Below are 21,155 nucleotides of genomic sequence, written 5' to 3'. Positions count from 1 at the left end.
CGCCCGGGCGCGTGACAACGCGTCATCACTCTTGCCAGGGGTTTGTGAATTGATTCACACCAACCTCTTGGCCGGGCGCGCGCATTCATGCTGAGATTCGCCCACGGCTTCCGGCTCGATGGCGCGCTTGGGGAGGGCAATGTGGCGGACACCGCCATGTCACCACCTGGATCGTCCGATCCTCACTCCGAGGTACAGGCGGGGCGCGGGCTCGACCCGCTCGTGGACGACCCACTCGACACGGCGGTATGGCGGCTGCGTTCGCGCGGCTGCTGGAAGGACGCCGCCGAACTGCTCACCCCGCATGCGGTGGACGACGCCGCCGCCGCGCTCAAGCGCAGCGCCGTCCTGATCGAACGGTGCATGTACACCTCCGCGGGCTGGGACGCGGCCGATGACGCCCTGCGGGCGGCGGAGGCGCTCGCGCTCACCGACACCGAGCGGGGCGCCACCGCGTGCGAACGCGGCTATCTGGCGTACGCGTCCACGCTGCTCGGGGTGCGGGACCGGGCCGACGAGGCGCGGACCGCGCTCGGCCGCGCCGCCGCGCTGCTCTCACCGGGCTCCCCGATCCGGCCACTGCTGGACTTCCGGCGCGGGCTGATCTCCCAGCACCTCGCCCACAACCCGACCGGCGCCCTGGCCGCCTTCCAGCGCGCCCACGCGGGCGCGGCGGCCCACGGCGACACCCTGCTGCGCTCGTTCACCTGGCGCCACCTGGCCGCCATGGCGGAGGGGGACGGCGATCTGACCGAAGCGCGCCACGGCTTCGCCGAGTCGCTGCGGATCCGTGAGGAGCTGGGCTACCTGGTCGGTATCGCCCCGGCCCTGGCCGCCCTGGCCGATGTCGAACCCGAGCCCGACGAGGCCACCCGGCTGCGCACCGAGGCGGCCCGCCTGGTCCGCCTGCTGGGCGGTGTCCCCGTCTGGCTCGCGGAACAACTGGCCACCGAGGAAACCGCCGACTGACCGGCCCCGGCTCGCCCCTGGGGAAGCACAGCATGCCCCGGGGCGAACCCCGCCGGGGGGTGTGGGACGGCTCGTGCGCCCCCGCCCCTTCCCGCTCGCAGCATCGATATGCGGCTCCGCCGCGTGGCAGGGGCTCCGCCCCAGACCCCAGGGTCTGGGGCGGAGCCCCAGTTGTGGGAAGGGGCGGGGAGAGGATCAGCCCGCCGCAGGCGCCGAGAACCGTCGGACGCCCCCTATTAGCCCCCAGCCCTCAGACCTCTGCCCCCAGCCCCCAGCCCTCAGACCGTCGGGGCGAAGTGGGCCCTGGTGAGGGATTCGACCGTGTCGAGGTCGCGGGCGACCAGTGCGTCGAGGAGGGCCATATGCTCCTCCGCGTCGGCGACGAGGTCGGCGGTGCGGGTCGCCCGGCCGCAGGCCAGCGGCCACTGGGCACGGCGGTGCAGATCGTCGGCGACGATCACGAGCTGCTGGTTTCCGGCCAACCCGAGCACGGTCTGGTGGAAGGTGCGGTCCGACTCCAGATAGGCGGCGCGGTCGCCCGTCATGGCGGCAGCCGCCGTCGCCTCCGCGAAGGGCCGCAGCCCGGCCCAGCGCTCGGGCGCGATCGCCTCCGCCAGGCTGAGCATCACCGGGACCTCCAGCAGCGCCCGCACCTCGGCCAGCTCCGCGAGATCGCGCTCGCTGCGGCGGGAGACCCGGAAGCCCCGGTTGGGCACCACCTCGACGGCACCCTCGCCCGCGAGCTGCTGCATGGCCTCCCGTACGGGGGTGGGAGAGACGCCGAAGCGCTCGGCGAGGACCGGGGCCGAGTACACCTCGCCCGGGATCAGCTCACCGCCGGCCAGCGCCTCCCGCAGGGCGTCCAGGATCTGGCCGCGCACCGAGTGGCGGCGCGGAGACCTGCGTGCCGCGGGCGCGCCACAGGAGGGCGGCGGCACCATCGCCGCCTGTGCTTCGGACTGCTCCACTCCGGTCCTCCTGACATCCCATCGAACGATATGCGGAGGCCGCTCCCGGGCAAAGCCCGTAAACATCATTTAAGGTCGCAGTAACGTTACGCCGCGTACACGGACAGTACGCCGACGGCAAGCCGATCGGTCGGATTACCCGCGATCGGGTTCCGTGAATAGAATCAAGCCGCTTGCACAGCGCGAGTGTTCGGATCGCATCGCACCTATTCGCGTGTCCCCCCGCCTACTTGGCGGCCTCTTGTCCCAAAACCGCTCGAGGCCCGGCAGGATTCCGCCAGGATGTCGCGCGCGGTAGGGCCGCACTGCGGCCGGAACTTCATGGAAGCCAATCAAGGGGCACCGGATGAGACTGACCGACATATCGCTGGTTCTGCCAGTCGTCGTGGCGCTCGCCGGCGTCGTGGGGGCGGCGGTTGTCCTCGCGCGCGGCCGACGGAAGAAGGACGAGAGCGTCATCACCGACTCCTGGGAGCGCAGCGAAGAGCGTCGGCGCCGTAAGGAGGCCATCTACGGGATGGCCGCCTATGTCCTGCTGTTCTGCTGCGCCGGGGTGGCCGCGGCACTCTCCTTCCAGGGCCTGGTGGGCTTCGGGCGGGAGAACCTCGCGCTGACCAACGGCTGGGAGTACCTGGTGCCGTTCGGCCTCGACGGCGCGGCGATGTTCTGCTCGGTGCTGGCGGTGCGGGAGGCCAGCCATGGTGACGCGGCGCTCGGCTCGCGGATGCTGGTGTGGCTGTTCGCGGGTGCGGCGGCCTGGTTCAACTGGGTGCACGCGCCGCGCGGCATGGGCCACGCGGGCGCCCCGCAGTTCTTCGCGGGCATGTCGCTCTCGGCGGCGGTCCTCTTCGACCGGGCCCTGAAGCAGACCCGCCGGGCGGCGCTGCGCGAGCAGGGCCTGGTGCCCCGGCCGCTGCCGCAGATCCGCGTCGTCCGCTGGCTGCGCGCTCCGCGGGAGACCTTCGCCGCATGGTCGCTGATGCTGCTCGAGGGCGTGCGGACGCTGGACGAGGCGGTCGAGGAGGTCCGCGAGGACCGGCGCGAGAAGGAGCACAACCGCACTCGCCGGCGGGACCAGGAGAAGCTGGACCGGGCCCGGATCCGGGCGATCAACCGGCAGCACCGGATGTGGGGCCGTCGTGGCGGCCGTCAGGTGGAGGTCACCGCCGCCGCCCAGCCCGCGCAGCTCAGTTCGGAGCCTGCCATAGGCGAGAAGGTGCTGGAGACCGCCGGGGCCCCGGACCAGGGTCAGCTCTCCGCCGCCTCCGCCCGGCCCGCCCTGCGGTCCGCGGGTGGCGCCGAGGCCGGGCTCGGCGACCTGGACCGCGACCGGAGCAAGGACCGCGAACGGGATTTCAGCTTCGGCTTCGGTGAGAAGGACAAGGACTCCGAGGCCGGCCGTCCCCACACCATCGACCTCACGGCCGAGGACGACACGCTCACCATCCCGCGGCTGGACTCCCTCGAGGAGAAGCTGGCGCAGATCGAGCGCGCCTTCGGCTGAGCGGGCGGCCGGGGCGGGGACGCGTGTCCCCGCCCGCCGCTCGGCGGCTCCGTGACCAGATGCGCGACGCGCCGGGCGTCCGGCACATCCCACGCCCAACGCGCCGTGGAGCGCGGCTACGGAACGCCTTCCGCTTCGAGTTCGAACCACAAGACCTTGCCCACCCCGTGCGCCCGCACGCCCCAGGCGTCCGCGAGCGTATGCACCAGCAGCAGTCCGCGCCCGGATGTGCTGTCCTCCGCGGGCCGGTCGCGCAGCGTCGGGTGCCGGGACACGAAATCCCGCACCTCCACCCGTAATCGTCCGGTGACGCGCGCGCCCGGCCCGTCCCCCAGCGAGGCCGTGATCTGTGCGCCTCGGCCGGTGTGCACCAGTGCGTTGGTCACCAGCTCGCTGGTGAGCAGCTCGGCGAGGTCGGCCCGGCCAGGCCCGCCCCAGTGCCGCAGCATCTCGCGCAGCTCCGCGCGGACCCGCGCCACCACCGCCAGATCGTCGTGCGCCAATCGTTTGGTCAGGACCGGGCCACGCTCCGCCGGAACAGCCTCCGCGGCCTCCGCGGCCTTCGGCCTCGCATCCGGCCGCCCGTGTCCGGGCATCCGGCCCGGCCGTACAGGCTGACGCTTCATCCTCCCCCGCCCCGGCCGCCCCGAGGCGGCGGCCAGCGTCGAATGTCGTCGAACACGCTCACGGAAATGCATGCCCGGGTGTTGCCATCCACACACCGAGGGAAATGCTGGGAGTGATCCGCTGAGTGATCCACCGAGCTCGAGCCGAGGAGCCGTGATGCACGACGACCGACCATTGGTGGAGGGCCGCCTGGACCGCGCGCTGCGCCAGTTCATCAGGCCCGCCCAGTACACGGCCCGGGTGCCGCTGACCCTCTCCGCGTGGCGCACCCCCGGTGAGCCGGTGCCGGTCGCGGAGGCGCTGGCCGGCACCTACGAGCCGTTCACCACCGGCACGGACTGGGGCGGTCCGTGGTCGACCTGGTGGTTCCGGCTGGAGGGCAGCGTGCCCCAGGAGTGGGCGGGGCGGCGGGTGGAGGCCGTCATCGACCCGGGCTTCACCGACGACGCCCCGGGGTTCCAGGCCGAGGGGCTGGTGTACGACGCGGAGGGCGTGCCGATCAAGGGCATCCATCCGCGCAACCGCCATATCGCGGTCGCGGCCCCGGCGGCGGGCGGCGAGCCCGTACGGCTGCTGCTGGAGGCCGCCGCCAACCCGTCCGTGCTGCGCGACGGCTTCATCCCGACCCGGCTCGGCGATGTGCTGACAGCCGGGGACGAGCCGCTGTACCGGTTCGCCTCGGCGGAGCTGGCCGTCCTCGACGAGACCGTCTGGCATCTGGTCCTGGACATCGAGGTGCTGTCGGAGCTGATGCGCGAGCTGCCGGCGGACCGGCCGCGCCGCCATGAGATCCTGCGCGCCCTGGAGAACGCGCTGGACGCGCTCGATCTGCACGATGTCCCAGGCACCGCGGCCGCCGCCCGCGCCGAGCTGACCGACGCGCTCGGCCGTCCCGCACACTCCAGCGCGCACCGGGTCTCGGCGGCCGGGCACGCCCATATCGACTCGGCGTGGCTGTGGCCGCTGCGCGAGACGGTGCGCAAGGCGTCCCGCACCTTCGCCAATGTCACCGCGCTCGCGGACGAGTACCCGGAGCTGGTCTTCGCCTGCTCACAGGCGCAGCAGTACGCCTGGGTCAAGGAGCACCAGCCGCATATCTGGGAGCGGATCAAGAAGGCGGTGGCGGACGGCACCTGGGCGCCGGTGGGCTCGATGTGGGTCGAGTCGGACGCCAATATGCCCGGCGGCGAGGCGCTGGCCCGGCAGATCGTGCACGGCAAGCGGTTCTTCCTGGAGGAGCTGGGGGTGGACACCGAGGAGATCTGGCTGCCGGACTCCTTCGGCTACACGGCCGCCTTCCCGCAGCTCGCCAAGCTGGCGGGGGTGAAGTGGTTCCTCACCCAGAAGCTGTCGTGGAACCAGGTCAACAAGATGCCGCACCACACCTTCTGGTGGGAGGGCATCGACGGCACCCGGGTCTTCACCCACTTCCCGCCGGTGGACACCTACAACGCCCAGTTCAGCGCCTCCGAACTCGCCCACGCCGAGCGGAACTTCGCCGACAAGGGGCTGGCGACGCGCTCGCTGGTGCCGTTCGGCTACGGCGACGGCGGTGGCGGCCCGACCCGCGAGATGATGGAGAAGGCGCGGCGGCTCGCCTCCCTGGAGGGCTCGCCGACCGTCGAGATCCAGCCACCTTCGGCGTTCTTCACCGAGGCCGAGCGGGAGTACGGGGCCAAGGCGCCGGTGTGGTCGGGCGAGCTGTATCTGGAGCTGCACCGGGCCACGTACACCACCCAGGCCAAGACCAAGCAGGGCAACCGGCGCAGTGAGCATCTGCTGCGGGAGGCCGAGCTGTGGGCCACGGCCGCCGCGCTGCACGCGCCCGGCTACGCCTATCCGTACGACGACCTGGACCGGATCTGGAAGACGGTGCTGCTGCACCAGTTCCACGACATCCTGCCCGGCTCGTCGATCGCCTGGGTGCACCGCGAGGCCCGGGACAGCTATGAGCGGGCGCGGGCCGAACTGGAGGGGATCGTCACGGCGGCGGTGGCGGCGCTGGGCGGCGACGGGCCCGCCGTGCTCAACGCCTCGCCGTACGAGCGCGAGGAGATCGCCGTCCTGGACGCGGAGACGGCGGCCGCCCTGCCCTCCGGCGCCTCGGTCCAGCCGCTGGGCGACGGCCGTACGGCGGTCGCGGTGCGGGTCGCCGGGCTGGGCGCGGCACCGCTCGGCGCCGCCCCGCGGGCGGCGAACGCCACCACCACCGGCGCACCCCATGGGGCACCGCCGGTGACCGCGCTGAGCGACGGCCGGTCCATCGTCCTCGACAACGACCGGCTGCGGGTGACCATCGACGCCGAGGGGCTGCTCACCTCGGTGCTGGACCTGGACGCGAGCCGCGAGGTGCTGGCCCCGGGCGCCCGCGGCAACCTCCTCCAGCTCCACCCCGACCACCCCAACCACTGGGACGCCTGGGACATCGACCGGCACTACCGCCGCAGCCACACCGATCTGACCGGCGCCGAGTCCGTCGAGCTGATCGAATCCGGTCCGCTGCGCGCCACGGTCCGGGTCATACGGTCCTTCGGCGCCTCCCGCATCAGCCAGGAGCTGACGCTGGCCGCGGGCGACCGGCGCCTGGACATCGCCACGGAGGTGGACTGGCAGGAGTCGGAGAAGGTCCTCAAGGCGGCGTTCCCGCTGGACATCCATGCCCAGGTGTCCACCGCGGAGATCCAGTTCGGCCATGTGGACCGCGCCACCCACACCAACACCAGTTGGGACGCGGCCCGGTTCGAGATCTGCGCGCACCGCTGGCTGCGGGTCGCCGAGCCCGGCTACGGGGCGGCGGTGCTCAACGACTCGACGTACGGCCACGATGTGACCCGTACGGCACACGACACCGACGACGGCGAGGTGCTGGGCACCACCGTGCGGCTCACCCTGCTGCGCGCCCCGCACAGCCCCGACCCGGAGACCGACCTGGGCGTCCACCGCTTCCGCTACGCCCTGCTGCCGGGCGCGGGCGTCGCCGAGGCGGTGGCCGAGGGGCTGGCCCTCAACCTGCCGCTGCGCGCCCTGTCCGCCGGACCGGCCGAGCGGGCGCCGCTGGTGTCGGTGGACAACCCCGCGATCACGGTCGAGTCGGTCAAGCTCGCCGAGGACCGCAGCGGGGATGTGGTGGTGCGGCTGTACGAGTCCCAGGGCGGCCGGGCGGCGGGCACGCTGGTCACCGGCTTCCCGGTGCTCGGGGCGGATGTGACGGATCTGCTGGAGCGTCCGCTGCACGAGGCGGCCACCGGTCCGGGCGGGCTGACCCTGGCACTGCGCCCGCACCAGATCCTGACGTTGCGGCTGCGGCCGGTGCGGTGAGCGGCTGAGGCGAGGGCCGGGGGCGGCTTACCGCCCCCGGCCACGCGATCCGGTTTCACACAACTCCCAGTGCGGGCCCTGTCCGTGCTGGGAGTTCTTCGCTTTCCGACGGGGCCCTGGTCAGGGAGAACCTGGCACGTGAGGTGAAGGCCAGCCGACACCAGCGGCCGGCAGCCGTCCCGCCCCGGACGGCTGAGTCGCGCTAAGGCGTCGTCCGGTGCGGTGGCTCGTCGAGGGGGTGCACGGCGATGGCGATCTTGCCACGTGGGCGTCCGCGGCCCTCACCGGCAGAGCCGCCTTCCAAGAGTGTGTGCGCCTGTGCGATGTCGGCCAGCGGGAGCACGGCGCCGATCACCGGCCGGAGTCTGCCCTGGTCGACCAGTCGGCCGAGGGCCTGGAGCTTCGCCCGGCCGGGGCTGACGAAGAGGAAGTGGTAGGTCGCGTTCACGCCCCACGCGGCGAGCAGGTTCTGCGGTTCGGGGATGTCCACGATGGACACCACGCGGCCTCGGTCGGCGAGGACCTCCGGGCTGCGGGCGAGGGTGTCCCCACCCACCGTGTCCAGCACGACGTCCACCCCACCCAGCGCGCGGACCTGCGGCACGTAGTCACCGGCCGAGAAGTCGATCGCGACGTCGGCTCCCAGTCCGGTGACGAACTCGTGATCCCTCTCCCGCGCGGTGGTCACCACCTCGGCTCCCAGCGCGCTCGCGACCTGGATGGCGGCCGAGCCGACCCCGCCCGCTCCGCCGTGCACCAGGACCCGTTCCCCGACCCGCAGCCCGGCGCGTTCGACCAGCGCCTCCCACGCCGTCACGCCCACGAGCGCGAGACCGGCGGCCTCGACGTGCGACAACCGTGCGGGCTTGCGGGCGACCAGGGCCTGGTCGACCACGTGGAACTCGGCGTACGTTCCCTGCCCGGCGAACACCGGCGCCAGGTACCAGACCTCGTCGCCCGGCTGGAAGTCGCCTGCCCCGGGGCCGGTCTCGACCACCACGCCGGACACGTCGTTGCCGATCACGGCGGGCAGCGCCACCTGGTCGCGGTAGTCGCCGCGCCGGGTCTGAAAGTCGAGCGGGTTCACGGACGTGGCCAGCACACGCACCAGCACCTGGCCGGGCCCGGGAGTGGGTCTTGGCAGCTCTCGGGTGGCGAACGCGGCGTCCGCGGCACCGAAGCGGACGAGTTCCACCACACGCATCGAAGTCGACATGCGATGACCTTAGATCGTCATATCGCGAATCGTCAATATGTGCCCTGGGTTACGATCACCGCGTGTTCTCGGAGGCGGAGTTGCTGACTGTGTTCCGGGCCCTGTCCAACCCGGCCCGCCGCCAGATGCTGGTGTGGCTCAAGGAGCCGATGAGCTTCCCCGGCCAGGAGCCCGACGACGTCGAGATCGGCGTCTGCGTGACCGACATCCAGCGGCGGGCAGGTCTGGGGCAGTCAACGACCTCGCAGTACCTCGCGATGCTGCGGCAGGCAGGGCTGGTGGTCGCCACCCGGCGGGGCAAGTGGACCTACTACCGCCGCGACGAGGCGAACATCGCCCGCCTCCTGGAGACCCTCCGCGACGTGTTCTAGATCCCAACGCGGCTCCGGGCAAGCCACCGTCGCGGAGCCAGGGGCCCTACGGTGGATCCCGCCGGCCCGGCCAGTGAGGCCACGGGCCGGGCGGCGGTGAGAGGCTGACTGCCGCCCGGCCAAAGGCCACTGAGCCACTCAGGGGCGCGGCACATTGCGGAGGTTCGAGCGGGCCATCTGGACCATCCTGCCGACGCCCCCTTCCAGCACCATCTTGCTGGCCGAGAGCGCGAAGCCGGTCACCATCTCCGCCTTGATCTTGGGCGGGATGGACAGCGCGTTGGGGTCGGTGACGATGTCCAGGAGCGCGGGCCCCTTGTGGCGCAGTGCGGCGCGCAGCGCGGACCGCAGATGCTTGGGCTTCTCCACCCGCTCGCCGTACGCCCCGGCGGCGCGGGCGATCTGGGCGAAGTCGGGGTTGTGGTAGCCGGTGCCGTGCGCGGGCAGGCCCGAGACCAGCATCTCCAACTCGACCATGCCGAGCGCCGAGTTGTTGAAGAGGATCACCTTCACCGGCAGGTCGTACTGGACGAGGGTGAGGAAGTCGCCCATCAGCATGGTGAATCCGCCGTCGCCGGACATCGAGACCACCTGGCGGCGGCGGTCCAGGAACTGGGCGCCGATCGCCTGCGGCAGCGCGTTTGCCATCGAGCCATGGGTGAAGGAGCCGATCACCCGGCGGCGGCCGTTGGGGGACAGATAGCGCGCGGCCCACACATTGCACATCCCGGTGTCCACGGTGAAGATCGTGTCGTCGGCGGCCTCCTCGTCCAGCACCGAGGCCACGTACTCCGGGTGGATCGGGATGTGCTTGTCGACCCTGCGGGTGTACGCCTTGACCACGCCCTCCAGCGCGTCGGCGTGCTTCTTCAGCATGCGGTCCAGGAAGCGGCGGTCGGTCTTCGGGCGCACCTTCGGGGTCAGACAGCTCAGCGTCTCGCGGACGTCGCCCCAGACGGCCAGGTCCAGCTTGGAGCGGCGGCCCAGATGTTCGGCGCGGACGTCCACCTGCACGGTCCGCACATCGTCGGGCAGGAAGGCGCCGTACGGGAAGTCGGTGCCCAGCAGGATCAGCAGATCGCATTCGTGGGTGGCCTCGTACGCCGCGCCGTAGCCGAGCAGACCGCTCATGCCGACGTCGTACGGGTTGTCGTACTGGATCCACTCCTTGCCGCGCAGGGCGTGCCCCACCGGCGCCTTCACCAGCTCGGCGAAGGCCATCACCTCATCGTGCGCCCCGGCGCAGCCCCGGCCGCAGAAGAGCGTCACCCGCTGGGCCTCGTTGACCATACGGGCGAGCCGGTCGATCTCCGCGTCGCCCGGGCGCACGGTGGGCCGGGAGGTCACCAGGGCGTGCTCCTCGGCCCGCTCGGGCGCCGGGCGGGCGGCGATGTCGCCGGGGAGGGCGACCACGCTGACCCCGCTGCGGCCGATCGCGTGCTGGACGGCGGTCTGGAGCACACGCGGCATCTGCTGGGGGTTGGAGATCATCTCGCAGTAATGGCTGCACTCCTGGAACAGCCGCTCGGGATGGGTCTCCTGGAAGTAGCTGGTGCCGATCTCGCTGCTGGGGATGTGCGAGGCGAGGGCGATGACCGGGGCCATCGAGCGGTGGGCGTCGTAGAGCCCGTTGAGCAGATGGACATGGCCGGGGCCGCAGGAGCCCGCGCAGGCGGCGAGCGACCCGGTGAGCTGCGCCTCGGCACCGGCGGCGAAGGCGGCGGTCTCCTCGTGCCGCACCTGGATCCACTCGATCGCGGCATTGCGGCGGATCGCGTCCACCACGGGGTTGAGACTGTCGCCGACCACCCCGTACATCCGCCGCACGCCGGCGCGCACCAGGATGTCCACGTATTGCTCCGCCACGGTCTGCTTGGCCATCGCGCGCCCTCATCCCTTTCGTCCCGGGTCGGCGGGATCGGTGACGCTCGTCCGGTCACCTCTCGTCCATCAACCCATGGACGGCGCGCTTACGCCTCCCAGACGGCGGCCGCCGTACGGTCGTCGGCGTAGCCCTTCACCCCGGTCTGGGCGTCGGCGAGGAACGCGGCGAGGCCCGGCGCCTCCGCGGTGTCCCAGCGTTCGGCCAGGCGATCGGCGAGGGCTGCCTCGCCGCGCAGGGGTTCGGCGAGGCCCGCGCTGCACAGCAGAAGGGTGTCGCCCGGTCGGGCGACGGAGGCGCGGAAACGGAAGGGGGCGTGGGCGGGGGCGGGATCGGGGTCGGGGTCGGGGTCGGTGGGTGCGGCGGATGAGGGGTCGGCCTGCGCATAAGGCGGTTGGGGCGGGGCGGGTGGACGGCCGCCGCCGTAGCCGAGGACGGGGCCGCCCACGGTGTCCCGCTCGCCCCCGGCCGGTTCCAGGTCCTGCCAGACGCCGTCCCGCAGCCGGAACAGCCCGCCGTCGCCGACGCCGAAGAACACCCGGGTACGGCAGGCCGGATGCGCCGGGAGCAGCAGACAGCGCACCGACGCCGTGTGGTCGGCGGGAGCGAGGCCGCGCACGGTCGCACCGGCGCGCAGCCGCCCGTAGGCACGGTCGGTGAGCCGGTGCAGCCCGGAGCTGAGCGCGCCGCGGTTGGCGGTGTGGATGTCCTCCGTCAGCCGGGCCTGATTGCGGCCGACCGCCGCGGCGATCCACTCGCACAGCTCGCGTGCCACCCGATCCGCCCCCGGCGCCGCGGGCTGCCCGCTCGCCACGGCGACCAGGACGAGCGCGCTGTCCCCGATCCCGAACCGCACGGCGAGCAGCGCGTCCCGCCGCGGCTCACCCCGGTAACGGGCCGAGTCGCCGCGCAACGAGGCGGCCCGGAGCGTCAGCGTGCCGTAGCGGGCCCCCTCCAGCACGGTGTCGGGGACCAGATCCCGAAGCTCCTCGGGATCGACGACGGGAAGCGTGGTCGGCTCGGCCTCGTACGTGGGCGGCTCGTCGCCCACATACGCCGCCGCCGCGGCCCGCCAGGGCCGGGAGGGGTCGGGGTGAAGGTCGGGCCGGGACGGAACGGGCGGCCGGGCGCCACGTGGAGGCGATGGAGGGACCGGAGCCCCAGGACGCCCGGACGCGCTCCCCGGACCGGAGCGTCCGGGCGCGTCTCCTGAACCGGTGCGGCCGGGTGCGCCCCCTGAACCCGCGTCACCCCGTGGGTCACCGGCTCCCGCGCGGCCCTCTGCGGCGCCGGACCCCGCACGCCCCTGGGAGGGCGATGCAGCACCGGGGCCCTCGTAGCCCTGCGCGGACTCCGAGCCCGCACCGCCGCATGCCGCACCCGAGCCCCCGCCGCCCCATGCCGCACCCGGGTCCGTACGTCCCGACGCGGCACCGGAACCCGCGCTGCCACCCTCCGTCGCGGCGCCGGAACCCGCGCCGCCCCGAGCAGGCGGGGCCGATCCGGAGCCCGCGTCACCCCCTCGCCCGGCACCGGACCCCGCACCACCCTGGGAGGGCGATGCGGCGCCGGGGCCTTCGTCGCCCTGCGCGGGTCCCGAACCCGCGTCGCCCCATGCAGCACCCGAACCCCCGCCGCCCCAAGCGGCACCCGGATCCGTACGTCCCGACGCGGCACCGGAACCCGCGCTGCCACCCTCCGTCGCGGCGCCGGAACCCGCGCCGCCCCGAGCAGGCGGGGCCGATCCGGAGCCCGCGTCACCCCCTCGCCCGGCACCGGACCCCGCACCACCCTGGGAGGGCGATGCGGCGCCGGGGCCTTCGTCGCCCTGCGCGGGTCCCGAACCCGCGTCGCCCCATGCAGCACCCGAACCCCCGCCGCCCCAAGCGGCACCCGGATCCGTACGTCCCGACGCGGCACCGGAACCCGCGCTGCCACCCTCCGTCGCGGCGCCGGAACCCGCGCCGCCCCGAGCAGGCGGGGCCGATCCGGAGCCCGCGTCACCCCCTCGCCCGGCACCGGACCCCGCACCACCCTGGGAGGGCGATGCGGCGCCGGGGCCTTCGTCGCCCTGCGCGGGTCCCGAACCCGCGTCGCCCCATGCAGCACCCGAACCCCCGCCGCCCCAAGCGGCACCCGGATCCGTACGTCCCGACGCGGCACCGGAACCCGCATTGCCACCCTGCGATGCGGCGCCGGAGCCCGCGCCGCCCTGGGAAGGCGTCGCGGCGCCGGAACCCGTACCGCCCCGAGAGGGGGAGGCCGCAGCGCCCCCCGCCGCGGCGTCTGGCCCCGCCCCTCCCCGGTAAGGCGATGCGGCACCGGGCTCCTCGTCGGTGGGAGATCGCCACCCCTGCGGGCCACCTCCCGTGTCGGCGGCGGAGCCCGGGGCGGCGTCGCCCGGATCCCCCGTCCGCGGGCCCCAGGGGGCGCCCGCGGCCGGTCTCTGGTTGCCCGCGTCCTCGGCACCGGCGAGCGTGCGGGAGGCCGAATCGAACCGGTCGTCCACGGAGTCCGAGGCCGCGGCGGGCCCCGCGTCGGCACGCCGTGGGTCGTACAACTCGCCCCACCAGTCGTCCTCATGACGGCGTCGGTCGCCCTGCTGGCTCATCCCCACATTGTCCACAGGGAGGCTCCACGGGAACACCACGCGATGACCGGCACGAGGCCCGCCCAAGACCCCCTCAAGCCCATCGGGACGCGCCCTCGGGGAGGCCGGGCGGAGCCGAGAAGAGACAGCTCCCCGGCCCCGGCCCGCCGCCCCGCGCCGCCCGCCCTCAGCCCCGGTACGTCTCCAGGAGCCGCAGCCAGACCTCGCTGATCGTCGGGAACGACGGCACCGCATGCCACAGCCGCTCGATGGGAACCTCGCCCGCGATGGCGATCGTCGCCGAGTGGAGCAGTTCGCTGACCCCGGGACCGACGAAGGTGATGCCGATCGGATGGCCCCGGTCCAGGTCGACGACCATACGGGCCTGGCCGCGGTAGCCGTCCGCGTACAGCACCGCGCCCTCGACCTGGCCCATGTCGACGTCGACAACGCGGATGCTGCGGCCCTCGGCCTCGGCCTGTTCCGCGGTCAGCCCGACCGCGGCGACCTCCGGGTCGGTGAAGACGACCTGCGGTACGGCCGCCTCGTCCGCGGTGGTCGCGTACTCGCCCCAGCGGCCGGTGTCCAGCCGCTCGACGCCCCGCGCGCGTGCCCCGATGGCCGCGCCCGCGATCCGAGCCTGGTATTTGCCCTGGTGGGTGAGGAGCGCCTGGCGGTTGACGTCGCCCACCCCGTACAGCCAGCCGCCCGGTACGTCCCGCACCCGGCAGCTCTCGTCCACCGTCAGCCAGCCGCCCGGTTCGAGGCCGACCGTCTCCAGGCCCAGGTCATCGGTGTGCGGGGTGCGCCCGGTGGCGAACAGCACCTCGTCCGCCTCGAGCTGTTCCCCGCTCTCCAGGGTCACCGTGACCGGTCCGTCCGTCCCGCCCGGCCGGGCGAGGCCCTTCACCGACGTCCCGGTGCGGACCTCGGCCCCGGCCTCCCGCAGCGTCTCGGTCACCAGCTCGCCCGCGAACGGCTCGATCCGCTCCAGCAGCCCGGAGCCGCGCACCAGCATGGTGACGCGCGAGCCGAGGCCGTTCCAGGCCGTGGCCATCTCGCAGGCCACCACACCGCCGCCCACGATGATCAGCCGCTCCGGCACCGAGGAGGAACTGGTGGCCTCCCGGCTGGTCCAGGGGTGGACGTCGGCGATCCCGGGCAGGTCGGGCAGCGAGGCCCGGGTTCCGGTGCAGACGGCCACGGCGTGCCGGGCGGTGAGGATCCGCTCCTCGCCGCCGGATCCGTCCGGCGGTGTCACCGCGACCCGCTTCGGCCCGACCAGCCGCCCGTGGCCGCGCACCAGGTCGATTCCGGCCGACTCCAGCCAGGGGAGCGCACCGTCGTCCTTCCAGGCGCCCACCTGCTTGTCGCGGTGGGCGAAGACATCGGCCGCCGCCAGCGCTCCGCCGACCGCCTGCCGCAGCCCCGGCACCTGGCGCGCCTCGGACCGCGCGAGCACCGGGCGCAGCAGCGCCTTACTGGGGACGCAGGCCCAGTACGAACACTCACCGCCGACCAGCTCACGTTCCACGATCGCCGTGGAGAGCCCGGCCGCGCGGGTCCGGTCGGCCACATTCTCGCCGACCGGGCCCGCGCCCAGCACGATGACGTCGTACTCGTCCGTGGCCTGGTTCATCGCAACTCGCTCTCTCGTTCCGTATCACCGTCTCAGGGTCATCGTGGCGTCGAGTTACCGCGCACAGCCACCCGAATCGGTGTTTAGGTCGTGTGCTCTTGGTGCGGGTGGTGCGGGTCCCGCGGCTCATGCACACCGGTCGCGGGCACACCGAAGTGCGGGCGACAGTGATCGCATGACTGTTTTCACGGAACCCGAGGCCGGCTACCTCAGATCGCAGCGGATCGGCCGGCTGGCCACCGTGGACGCGGACGGCCAGCCGCAGGCGAACCCGGTGGGGTTCTTCCTCAACGAGGACGGCACGCTCGACATCGGCGGCTTCGCCATGGGCAGGACGAAGAAGTGGCGCAACGCCGGGACGCATCCGAAGGTGGCGCTGGTGGTCGACAGCCTGGTGAGCGAGCGGCCGTGGATGGTGTGCGGGGTGGAGATCCGCGGGGAGGCGGAACGGCGCATCGGGCCGCATGACCTCGGCGCCCAGTTGAGCGACGAGGTCATCCGGATCCATCCACGGTGGGTGTATAGCTGGGGCCTGGAGGACGTGCCCGGGGCCACGAGCCGGAGCGTGGACTGACCAGCGCCGATGAGCCGACGAGCCGATGCCCGGACAGGACGGGACGGGACGGGACGGGACTGGCCGGGCGGGGCGGGCCGGACGGCCGCCCCGAAGGCAAGAGTTCAGTCCGCGAACGCGGCCACGTACGACGCCACGCACTGCCCCGGTGTGGTCAGCGATGTGACGACATGGCCGTCCACGGTCACCGGCGGGTCGAGCGGCACCTGGAGCAGACGCTCGGAGTGGGCCCCGGTGAGCTGCTCGGCCGGTATCAGTGTCCAGCCCTCGGGGTCCCGGCCCACCTCGAACAGCACATTGAGCAGGTCCCCGGCGGGTGGCCGCACCGGGGCCACGGGCAGGACGGCGAGGATCGCGTCGTGCAGCGGCGGGTCGCTGTCGCGGGCGGGGAGCCGCAGCCCGCGCGGGTCGAGGTCGTCCAGGCCGACCGCGGGTTTCCCGGCGGCGTGGTGGGTGCGCGAGAGCACCGCGTGCAGCGGCTCGGACCACGCGCGCGCCACCGTCACGGCCGCGGACGGCACCGCGCCCCGTACCAGCGCCAGGTCCAGCTCGCCGTCGCGGACGGCATCGAGGCGCGCGGTCACCGGCAGATCGATCAGTTCCGGCTCGGCGGGGCGTTCGCTGTCGCGCAGGCGGTCCAGCGCCCGGTCGAGTCGTCGAGTGACGCAGGACGCCACGCCGATCCGCAGAGCGGCCGCGGGTTCTCCGGCGACCACCCGTACCCGGGCCGCCGCGGCGAGGGTCTCACGGGCCGCGGTGAGCACCCGTTCACCGGCCGGGGTGAGCCGTACTCGACGTGAGGTGCGTTCGAGCAGGACCACGCCGAGCTCGCGCTCGAGCCGGGAGATCTGCTGACTCACCGCCGGCTGCACGATACGCAGCCGCTGTGCCGCGCGCCCGAAGTGCAGCTCCTCGGCGACGGTCACGAAATAGTGCAGCGCTCTCAGTTCCATACCTCAGATCTATCACGCGATGTGATCGATGCTGAGCGTATGTGGTCATTGTTCGCCCAGGTCAGCCCGGCTGTGATGAGTACGAGCCCGCCGAAGCGGTCTTGCCCGCCGCCGCCACGACGCGGGAAGAGACGCGGAAAAACGCGGGGACATCCGAACGGAGAACAGAAGTGACCACAACAACCCTCGGAATCATCGGCACCGGCATGGTCGGTGCCGGGGTCGCCCGCCGCGCCGTCGACGCCGGTCTGAACGTCGTCCTGAGCAACTCACGCGGCCCGGAAACACTGGCCGATCTCGTCGCCGGGCTCGGCCGACGGGCACACGCGGCCACCCCGGCCGAAGCGGCGAGCGCCGGTGACCTGGTCATCGCGTCCGTGCCGCTGGCCACCCACGAGCGGCTGCCCCGGGCGGAGCTCGCCGGAAAGACCGTGATCGACCCGATGAACTACGCACCGAATCCCGACTGGAGGGTCCCGGAGCTCGACAGCGACGAGCTGACCTCCAGCGAACTGGTGCAGCGGCATCTCGCCGGCGCCCGGGTGGTGAAGGCGCTGCACTGCATCGGGCCCAAGCAGATGCTGGACCTGTACCGCCCGGCCGGAGCCCCCGACCGCACCGCGCTGCCGCTGTCCGGCGACGACCCGGACGCCAAGAAGGAGGTGGCCGACCTGCTGGACGTCCTCGGCTTCGACGCGGTGGACCTCGGTCCGCTGGCCGACAGTTGGCTCAGCGAGCCCAACACACCGCTGTACGCCTTCCCATACGTGGGGCGGCCGCCGTCCGGCCTGGCCCCGAAGGACCTGGTGGCCTGGGTCCAGCAGGCGCCCGGCGTGCCCGTGTCCGCCGCCCGGGTCAGGGAGCTCGCCGCCACCGCGGTGCGCGGGCCGGCGGGCTTCCGGATGTAGCGGCAGGCGATCCGCCCGCTCCCCGCGGCACGGCCGAGCAGAGCGCCGGCGCGAAAGACGACTCCGCCATGGACTGGAAGACATGCCCCTGGAGGACGTGGCCCTGGAAGAGCCGTCTCCGCGCCGAACCCGCGACCGCACCGCATGGGCCAGGCTCTGCCGCGTACCGCTACGGCTTGCGCATCGGTCCGCGCTTGCGCTCCATCATGTGGCGGCCGAGCGCCTGCCGCTGCTTCCAGTCGCGCCGCATCTCGGCTCGCAGCCGCGCGTCCGTACGGGCCGCGAGCCGCTCGTTCTCCCGCAGCAGTTTGCGGTAGCTCTCCAGCCGCCGCTCCGGCAGTGACCCGTCGTCGACCGCGGCGAGCACCGCGCACCCGGGCTCGACCTGGTGTGCGCAGTCGGGGAAGCGGCACCGCTCGGCCAGTTCCTCGATCTCGGCGAACGCCTGTGCGACACCGCCCTCGGCGTCCCACATCCCCACCCCGCGCAGCCCCGGGGTGTCGATCAGCACCCCGCCCGAGGGCAGGGGCAGCAGATCGCGGGTGGTCGTGGTGTGCCGCCCCTTGCCGTCGCTGTCCCGGATCGCCCGTACGTCCTGGACGGCCGCGCCCACCAGGGCGTTCGCCAGTGTGGACTTGCCCGCGCCGGACTGGCCGAGCAGCACCGATGTGCCGGGGGCGAGCAGGGCGGCCAGCTCCGCCACCCCCTCCCCCGTGGCGGAGCTGACCGGCAGCACCCGCACTCCGGGCGCCGCCATCTCGGTGTCGGACACCAGATGGGCCAGGGTGTCCGGATCGGGCACCAGATCGGCCTTGGTGAGGACGAGCAGCGGCTGGGCGCCGCTCTCCCAGGCCAGCGCGGTGAACCGCTCCACCCGGCCCAGGTCGAGTTCGGCGGCGAGGGAGACGGCGATGACGGCGTGGTCGGCGTTGGCCGCCAGCACCTGGCCGTCCGAGCGCTTCGACGAGGTGGACCGCACGAGGGCGGTACAGCGCGGCAGCAGCGTACGGACGTAACGCGGATCGCCCTCGGCGTCCACGGCGGCCCAGTCGCCGGTGCACACGATCCGCATCGGATCGCGCGGCGTCACCAGCTCGGTGTCCGCCCGTACGGTGCCCAGGGGCGTGATGAGATCGCACTGGCCACGGTCCACGCGGAGCACCCGCCCGGGCATCAGGTCCTGTGCGGCGTACGGGGCGAACGCGTCCGCCCAGTCGTCGTCCCAGCCATAGGCGGTGAGAACGTGCGAAGACGCGGAGTCGGAAGAAGTGTTCAACACGGAGGAAACCCTTCGAGGAGCGGCCTCCGCAGAGGTGTCAGCCGGAGGCCGCAGGGGTGGGAACGAGGAAGTCCTGAACGCGAGCAGCGCTCGCCACCGTGACCGTCATCAATGTCCTCACCTCCTGCTTTCCTCAACTCGTGGCAACACGGGCCAACACGGAACGGGGGAACCGTAGCCCACCCCCGCGCGAGGGCGCCATCCATTTTTCCGGTGGCCATTTTCCGGCGGCCATTTTCCGGCGGGGTGGGCGCGTTTCCGGCGGGGCGGGCGCGTCAGCGCACCGGGTGGTCGTCGTCCGCCGCGGTGCTGTCCGCCGCGCCGCCCGAGCCGTCCGCCGCGGATCGTACGTCCGGACGCCTCGGCGCCTGCCGGGGCGTCCGGGGCTCGCCCGACCCCTTCCCCGGGGGCTCCGAGGGCTGACCGGCGGACGTACTGGTCGACGCCTCCGAGGACTTCCCCGACGGCTTCCCGGCGGCCTTCTCCGCCGCCTCGCGCCTGCTGTGCAGCCGGGAGCGTATGTCCGCGTGCGGCAGGAACTGGGCCCAGCGCTCGGGGAACTCCGACGGCGGGGTGATCTCCGCCGCGCCGTCGTCCGCCGTGCGCTGGTCCCTCGCCCGCAGCCGGGCGGTCTCCTCCCGGGCGCGGGCGGCGCGCTCCGCTCGCCCGGCGGCCGTGGCCACCGAGGGCCAGACCCGGTCGATCGCGGCGTTGACCGCCGCCCCGACCAGCACCGCGAAGGCGGACACCCCGATCCACAGCAGCACCGCGACGGGTGCGGCCAGCGAGCCGTAGATCGTCGGGCCCTCGACCGTATGGATCAGATAGATCCGCAGCAGAAAGCTGCCCAGCACCCACATCGCGAGGGCCACCAGCGCCCCGGGGATGTCCTCCCGCCATGGCGAGCGCACCGGCACGGACACGTGGTAGAGCGTGGTGAGGAAGGCGATGGACAGCACCATCACCACCGGCCAGTACAGGATCCGTACGGGGTCCCCGCTGGACGGCAGCAGGCCGACCACCGCCTCAGGACCGATCACCATCAGCGGCAGCGCCACCGCCCCGACCAGGAGCGCCACCAGATAGAGCAGGAACGACAGCAGCCGGGTCCTGACGATTCCGCGCCGCCCCTCCAGCCCGTACATGATGGTGATGGTGTCCACGAACACGTTCACCGCGCGGGAGCCGGACCACAGGGCGATGGCGAAGCCGAGCGAGATCACATCGGGGCGGCCGCCCTTGATGACATCGTCCAGCAGCGGGCGGGCGATCTCCCTGACGCCCCGGTCGGACAGCACGGTGGCGGAGGCGTCGAGGATGTTCTGCCGGATGGTGGCCACCGTGTCGGTGCTGGTCCACGCGTCGAAATAGCCGAGCAGCCCGATCAGGCCGAGCAGCAGCGGCGGCAGCGACAGCAGGGTGAAGAAGGCCGCTTCGGCGGCGAGCCCGGTGACCCGGTACTCCATGCAGGAATCGACGGTGTCCTTCAGCAGCAGCCAGGCCATCCTGCGCTTGGACACATTGCGGTACAGGGCGCGGGCCTTGCGGAGCCGGCCGGACGGCTTCGGTGTTTCTTCTGCTGGCTGCACCTTCTCACCGTATCGGGCGTATTCATCGCCGCTCATCCGGTGACCAGGCCGAACCTTCGGCGAAGGCGTCGGCGGAGGGGATGCCGCGCCGACTCGGCACCACCCTCCGCCCGCCGCGCCCAGTGTCCGTACCGGATACAACATGCGCAAAGGTTGCGCCGCGTTGCAGCCGTCCGGACGGCCGGTGGGAGCGTGGCGGCCGCGGGTCAGCAGCCTCCGCAGTTGTAGTAGGTCACGTCCCAGTGGTTGCTCTCGCGCGCGTAGACGTTGCCCGAGCCGGACTTGTACTGCTGGGCGCCGTCACCGGGGCGCGGGCCGATGTTGGTGAAGGTGCCGGTGATGTAGTTGCTGAGGCAGCTCGTGGGGCTGAAGTCCAGCTTGTAGCCGTTCCAGTGGCTGTACGTACCGGAGGCGTGCCCGGTCTCCGTGCCACCGGTGATGGTCAGCGCGCAGCCGCTGGCCCCCTTGAGGGTGATGGCACCCTGCACACTGGTCAGGTTGATCTGCTCGAACGAGGTGCAGGTGGGGTTGTTGCGGTCCGAGCAGCCCCCGCTGGAGGTCCAGGAGATCCCGGCGCCGCGCAGCCGGTTCGCCGCGTCGGAGTGGCTGAGCTTGGCCGCCGCGACGGCGGAGGAGGCGTCGGAGGCCACGGTGGCGCTGGGGGCGGCCACCGCGCTCTGGGCGGTGAGAACGCCGGTGGTGGCGAGGACCGCGCCGCCGAGCAGGGCGCCGAGTCTGATCCGGGTGCTGGTCACAGCCATGGTCGTC

Annotated in this window: 16 protein-coding genes; 6 read left to right on the top strand and 10 right to left on the bottom strand. The window is 72.9% G+C overall.

Translation table 11 applies throughout. The features are described from left to right. Positions 1–87: 87 nt before the first annotated feature. Positions 88–969, top strand: coding sequence for a hypothetical protein (locus ACK1X7_RS35675; protein WP_385138014.1), 882 nt, complete (start codon positions 88–90; stop codon positions 967–969). 278 nt (positions 970–1,247) lie between these two features. Here ACK1X7_RS35675 and ACK1X7_RS35670 read toward each other — a convergent pair whose 3' ends face one another. Then, on the bottom strand, positions 1,248–1,910 hold the full coding sequence (locus ACK1X7_RS35670; RefSeq protein ID WP_385138071.1) for a GntR family transcriptional regulator: 663 nt from the start codon (positions 1,908–1,910) through the stop codon (positions 1,248–1,250). Between the two features lie 373 nt (positions 1,911–2,283). Here ACK1X7_RS35670 and ACK1X7_RS35665 point away from each other — a divergent pair, with 373 nt between their 5' ends. Beyond that, positions 2,284–3,441, top strand: a complete 1,158-nt coding sequence (locus ACK1X7_RS35665; RefSeq protein WP_385138015.1) for a DUF2637 domain-containing protein — start codon at positions 2,284–2,286, stop codon at positions 3,439–3,441. Between the two features lie 116 nt (positions 3,442–3,557). On the opposite strand, the gene ACK1X7_RS35660 is transcribed toward ACK1X7_RS35665, so the two are convergent. After that, on the bottom strand, positions 3,558–4,037 hold the full coding sequence (locus tag ACK1X7_RS35660; protein ID WP_385138073.1) for an ATP-binding protein: 480 nt from the start codon (positions 4,035–4,037) through the stop codon (positions 3,558–3,560). A 187-nt stretch (positions 4,038–4,224) separates the two neighbouring features. Here ACK1X7_RS35660 and ACK1X7_RS35655 point away from each other — a divergent pair, with 187 nt between their 5' ends. Beyond that, complete coding sequence (locus ACK1X7_RS35655) at positions 4,225–7,386, top strand: alpha-mannosidase (RefSeq protein WP_413116137.1); 3,162 nt, start codon at positions 4,225–4,227, stop codon at positions 7,384–7,386. Positions 7,387–7,588: 202 nt separating this feature from the next. Here the strand turns inward: ACK1X7_RS35655 and ACK1X7_RS35650 are convergent, their stop codons facing one another. After that, positions 7,589–8,602 (bottom strand): zinc-binding dehydrogenase, encoded by a 1,014-nt coding sequence (locus tag ACK1X7_RS35650; protein WP_398158579.1) that lies wholly within the window; start codon positions 8,600–8,602, stop codon positions 7,589–7,591. A 62-nt stretch (positions 8,603–8,664) separates the two neighbouring features. Between ACK1X7_RS35650 and ACK1X7_RS35645 the strand changes: the two genes are divergently transcribed. Further along, positions 8,665–8,973: an ArsR/SmtB family transcription factor gene (locus ACK1X7_RS35645; RefSeq protein WP_216347529.1), complete on the top strand. Its 309-nt coding sequence runs from the start codon at positions 8,665–8,667 to the stop codon at positions 8,971–8,973. Positions 8,974–9,111: 138 nt separating this feature from the next. Here the strand turns inward: ACK1X7_RS35645 and ACK1X7_RS35640 are convergent, their stop codons facing one another. The 3 genes from ACK1X7_RS35640 to ACK1X7_RS35630 form a co-directional block, all read right to left on the bottom strand. Beyond that, positions 9,112–10,854 carry a pyruvate dehydrogenase gene (locus ACK1X7_RS35640; RefSeq protein ID WP_385138023.1) on the bottom strand — a complete coding sequence of 581 codons (1,743 nt, stop codon included), beginning with the start codon at positions 10,852–10,854 and terminating at the stop codon, positions 9,112–9,114. Between the two features lie 89 nt (positions 10,855–10,943). After that, positions 10,944–11,906 (bottom strand): protein phosphatase 2C domain-containing protein, encoded by a 963-nt coding sequence (locus tag ACK1X7_RS35635; RefSeq protein ID WP_413116136.1) that lies wholly within the window; start codon positions 11,904–11,906, stop codon positions 10,944–10,946. A 1,726-nt stretch (positions 11,907–13,632) separates the two neighbouring features. Then, entirely contained in the window at positions 13,633–15,084 is a 1,452-nt protein-coding gene (locus tag ACK1X7_RS35630) for a dihydrolipoyl dehydrogenase family protein (RefSeq protein WP_385138027.1), read from the bottom strand. Between the two features lie 175 nt (positions 15,085–15,259). Here ACK1X7_RS35630 and ACK1X7_RS35625 point away from each other — a divergent pair, with 175 nt between their 5' ends. Beyond that, entirely contained in the window at positions 15,260–15,658 is a 399-nt protein-coding gene (locus ACK1X7_RS35625) for a PPOX class F420-dependent oxidoreductase (protein ID WP_385138029.1), read from the top strand. Positions 15,659–15,762: 104 nt separating this feature from the next. Here the strand turns inward: ACK1X7_RS35625 and ACK1X7_RS35620 are convergent, their stop codons facing one another. Next, positions 15,763–16,611, bottom strand: coding sequence for a LysR family transcriptional regulator (locus ACK1X7_RS35620; RefSeq protein WP_382949599.1), 849 nt, complete (start codon positions 16,609–16,611; stop codon positions 15,763–15,765). Positions 16,612–16,652: 41 nt separating this feature from the next. Here ACK1X7_RS35620 and ACK1X7_RS35615 point away from each other — a divergent pair, with 41 nt between their 5' ends. Next, entirely contained in the window at positions 16,653–17,519 is an 867-nt protein-coding gene (locus ACK1X7_RS35615) for an NADPH-dependent F420 reductase (RefSeq protein ID WP_385138032.1), read from the top strand. Between the two features lie 169 nt (positions 17,520–17,688). Here the strand turns inward: ACK1X7_RS35615 and rsgA are convergent, their stop codons facing one another. The 3 genes from rsgA to ACK1X7_RS35600 all read right to left on the bottom strand — a co-directional run bounded on the left by rsgA (position 17,689) and on the right by ACK1X7_RS35600 (position 21,148). After that, positions 17,689–18,798: a ribosome small subunit-dependent GTPase A gene (gene rsgA / locus ACK1X7_RS35610; RefSeq protein ID WP_413116135.1), complete on the bottom strand. Its 1,110-nt coding sequence runs from the start codon at positions 18,796–18,798 to the stop codon at positions 17,689–17,691. A gap of 275 nt (positions 18,799–19,073) precedes the next feature. Further along, on the bottom strand, positions 19,074–20,387 hold the full coding sequence (locus tag ACK1X7_RS35605; protein WP_413116134.1) for a YihY/virulence factor BrkB family protein: 1,314 nt from the start codon (positions 20,385–20,387) through the stop codon (positions 19,074–19,076). Between the two features lie 206 nt (positions 20,388–20,593). After that, positions 20,594–21,148 (bottom strand): hypothetical protein, encoded by a 555-nt coding sequence (locus ACK1X7_RS35600; RefSeq protein ID WP_361502085.1) that lies wholly within the window; start codon positions 21,146–21,148, stop codon positions 20,594–20,596. Positions 21,149–21,155: the final 7 nt, after the last annotated feature.

The sequence above is a fragment of the Streptomyces sp. CY-1 genome (assembly GCF_047218265.1).
Lineage (GTDB): Bacteria > Actinomycetota > Actinomycetes > Streptomycetales > Streptomycetaceae > Streptomyces > Streptomyces niphimycinicus.
This window is presented reverse-complemented; position numbering and strand designations above follow the sequence as displayed.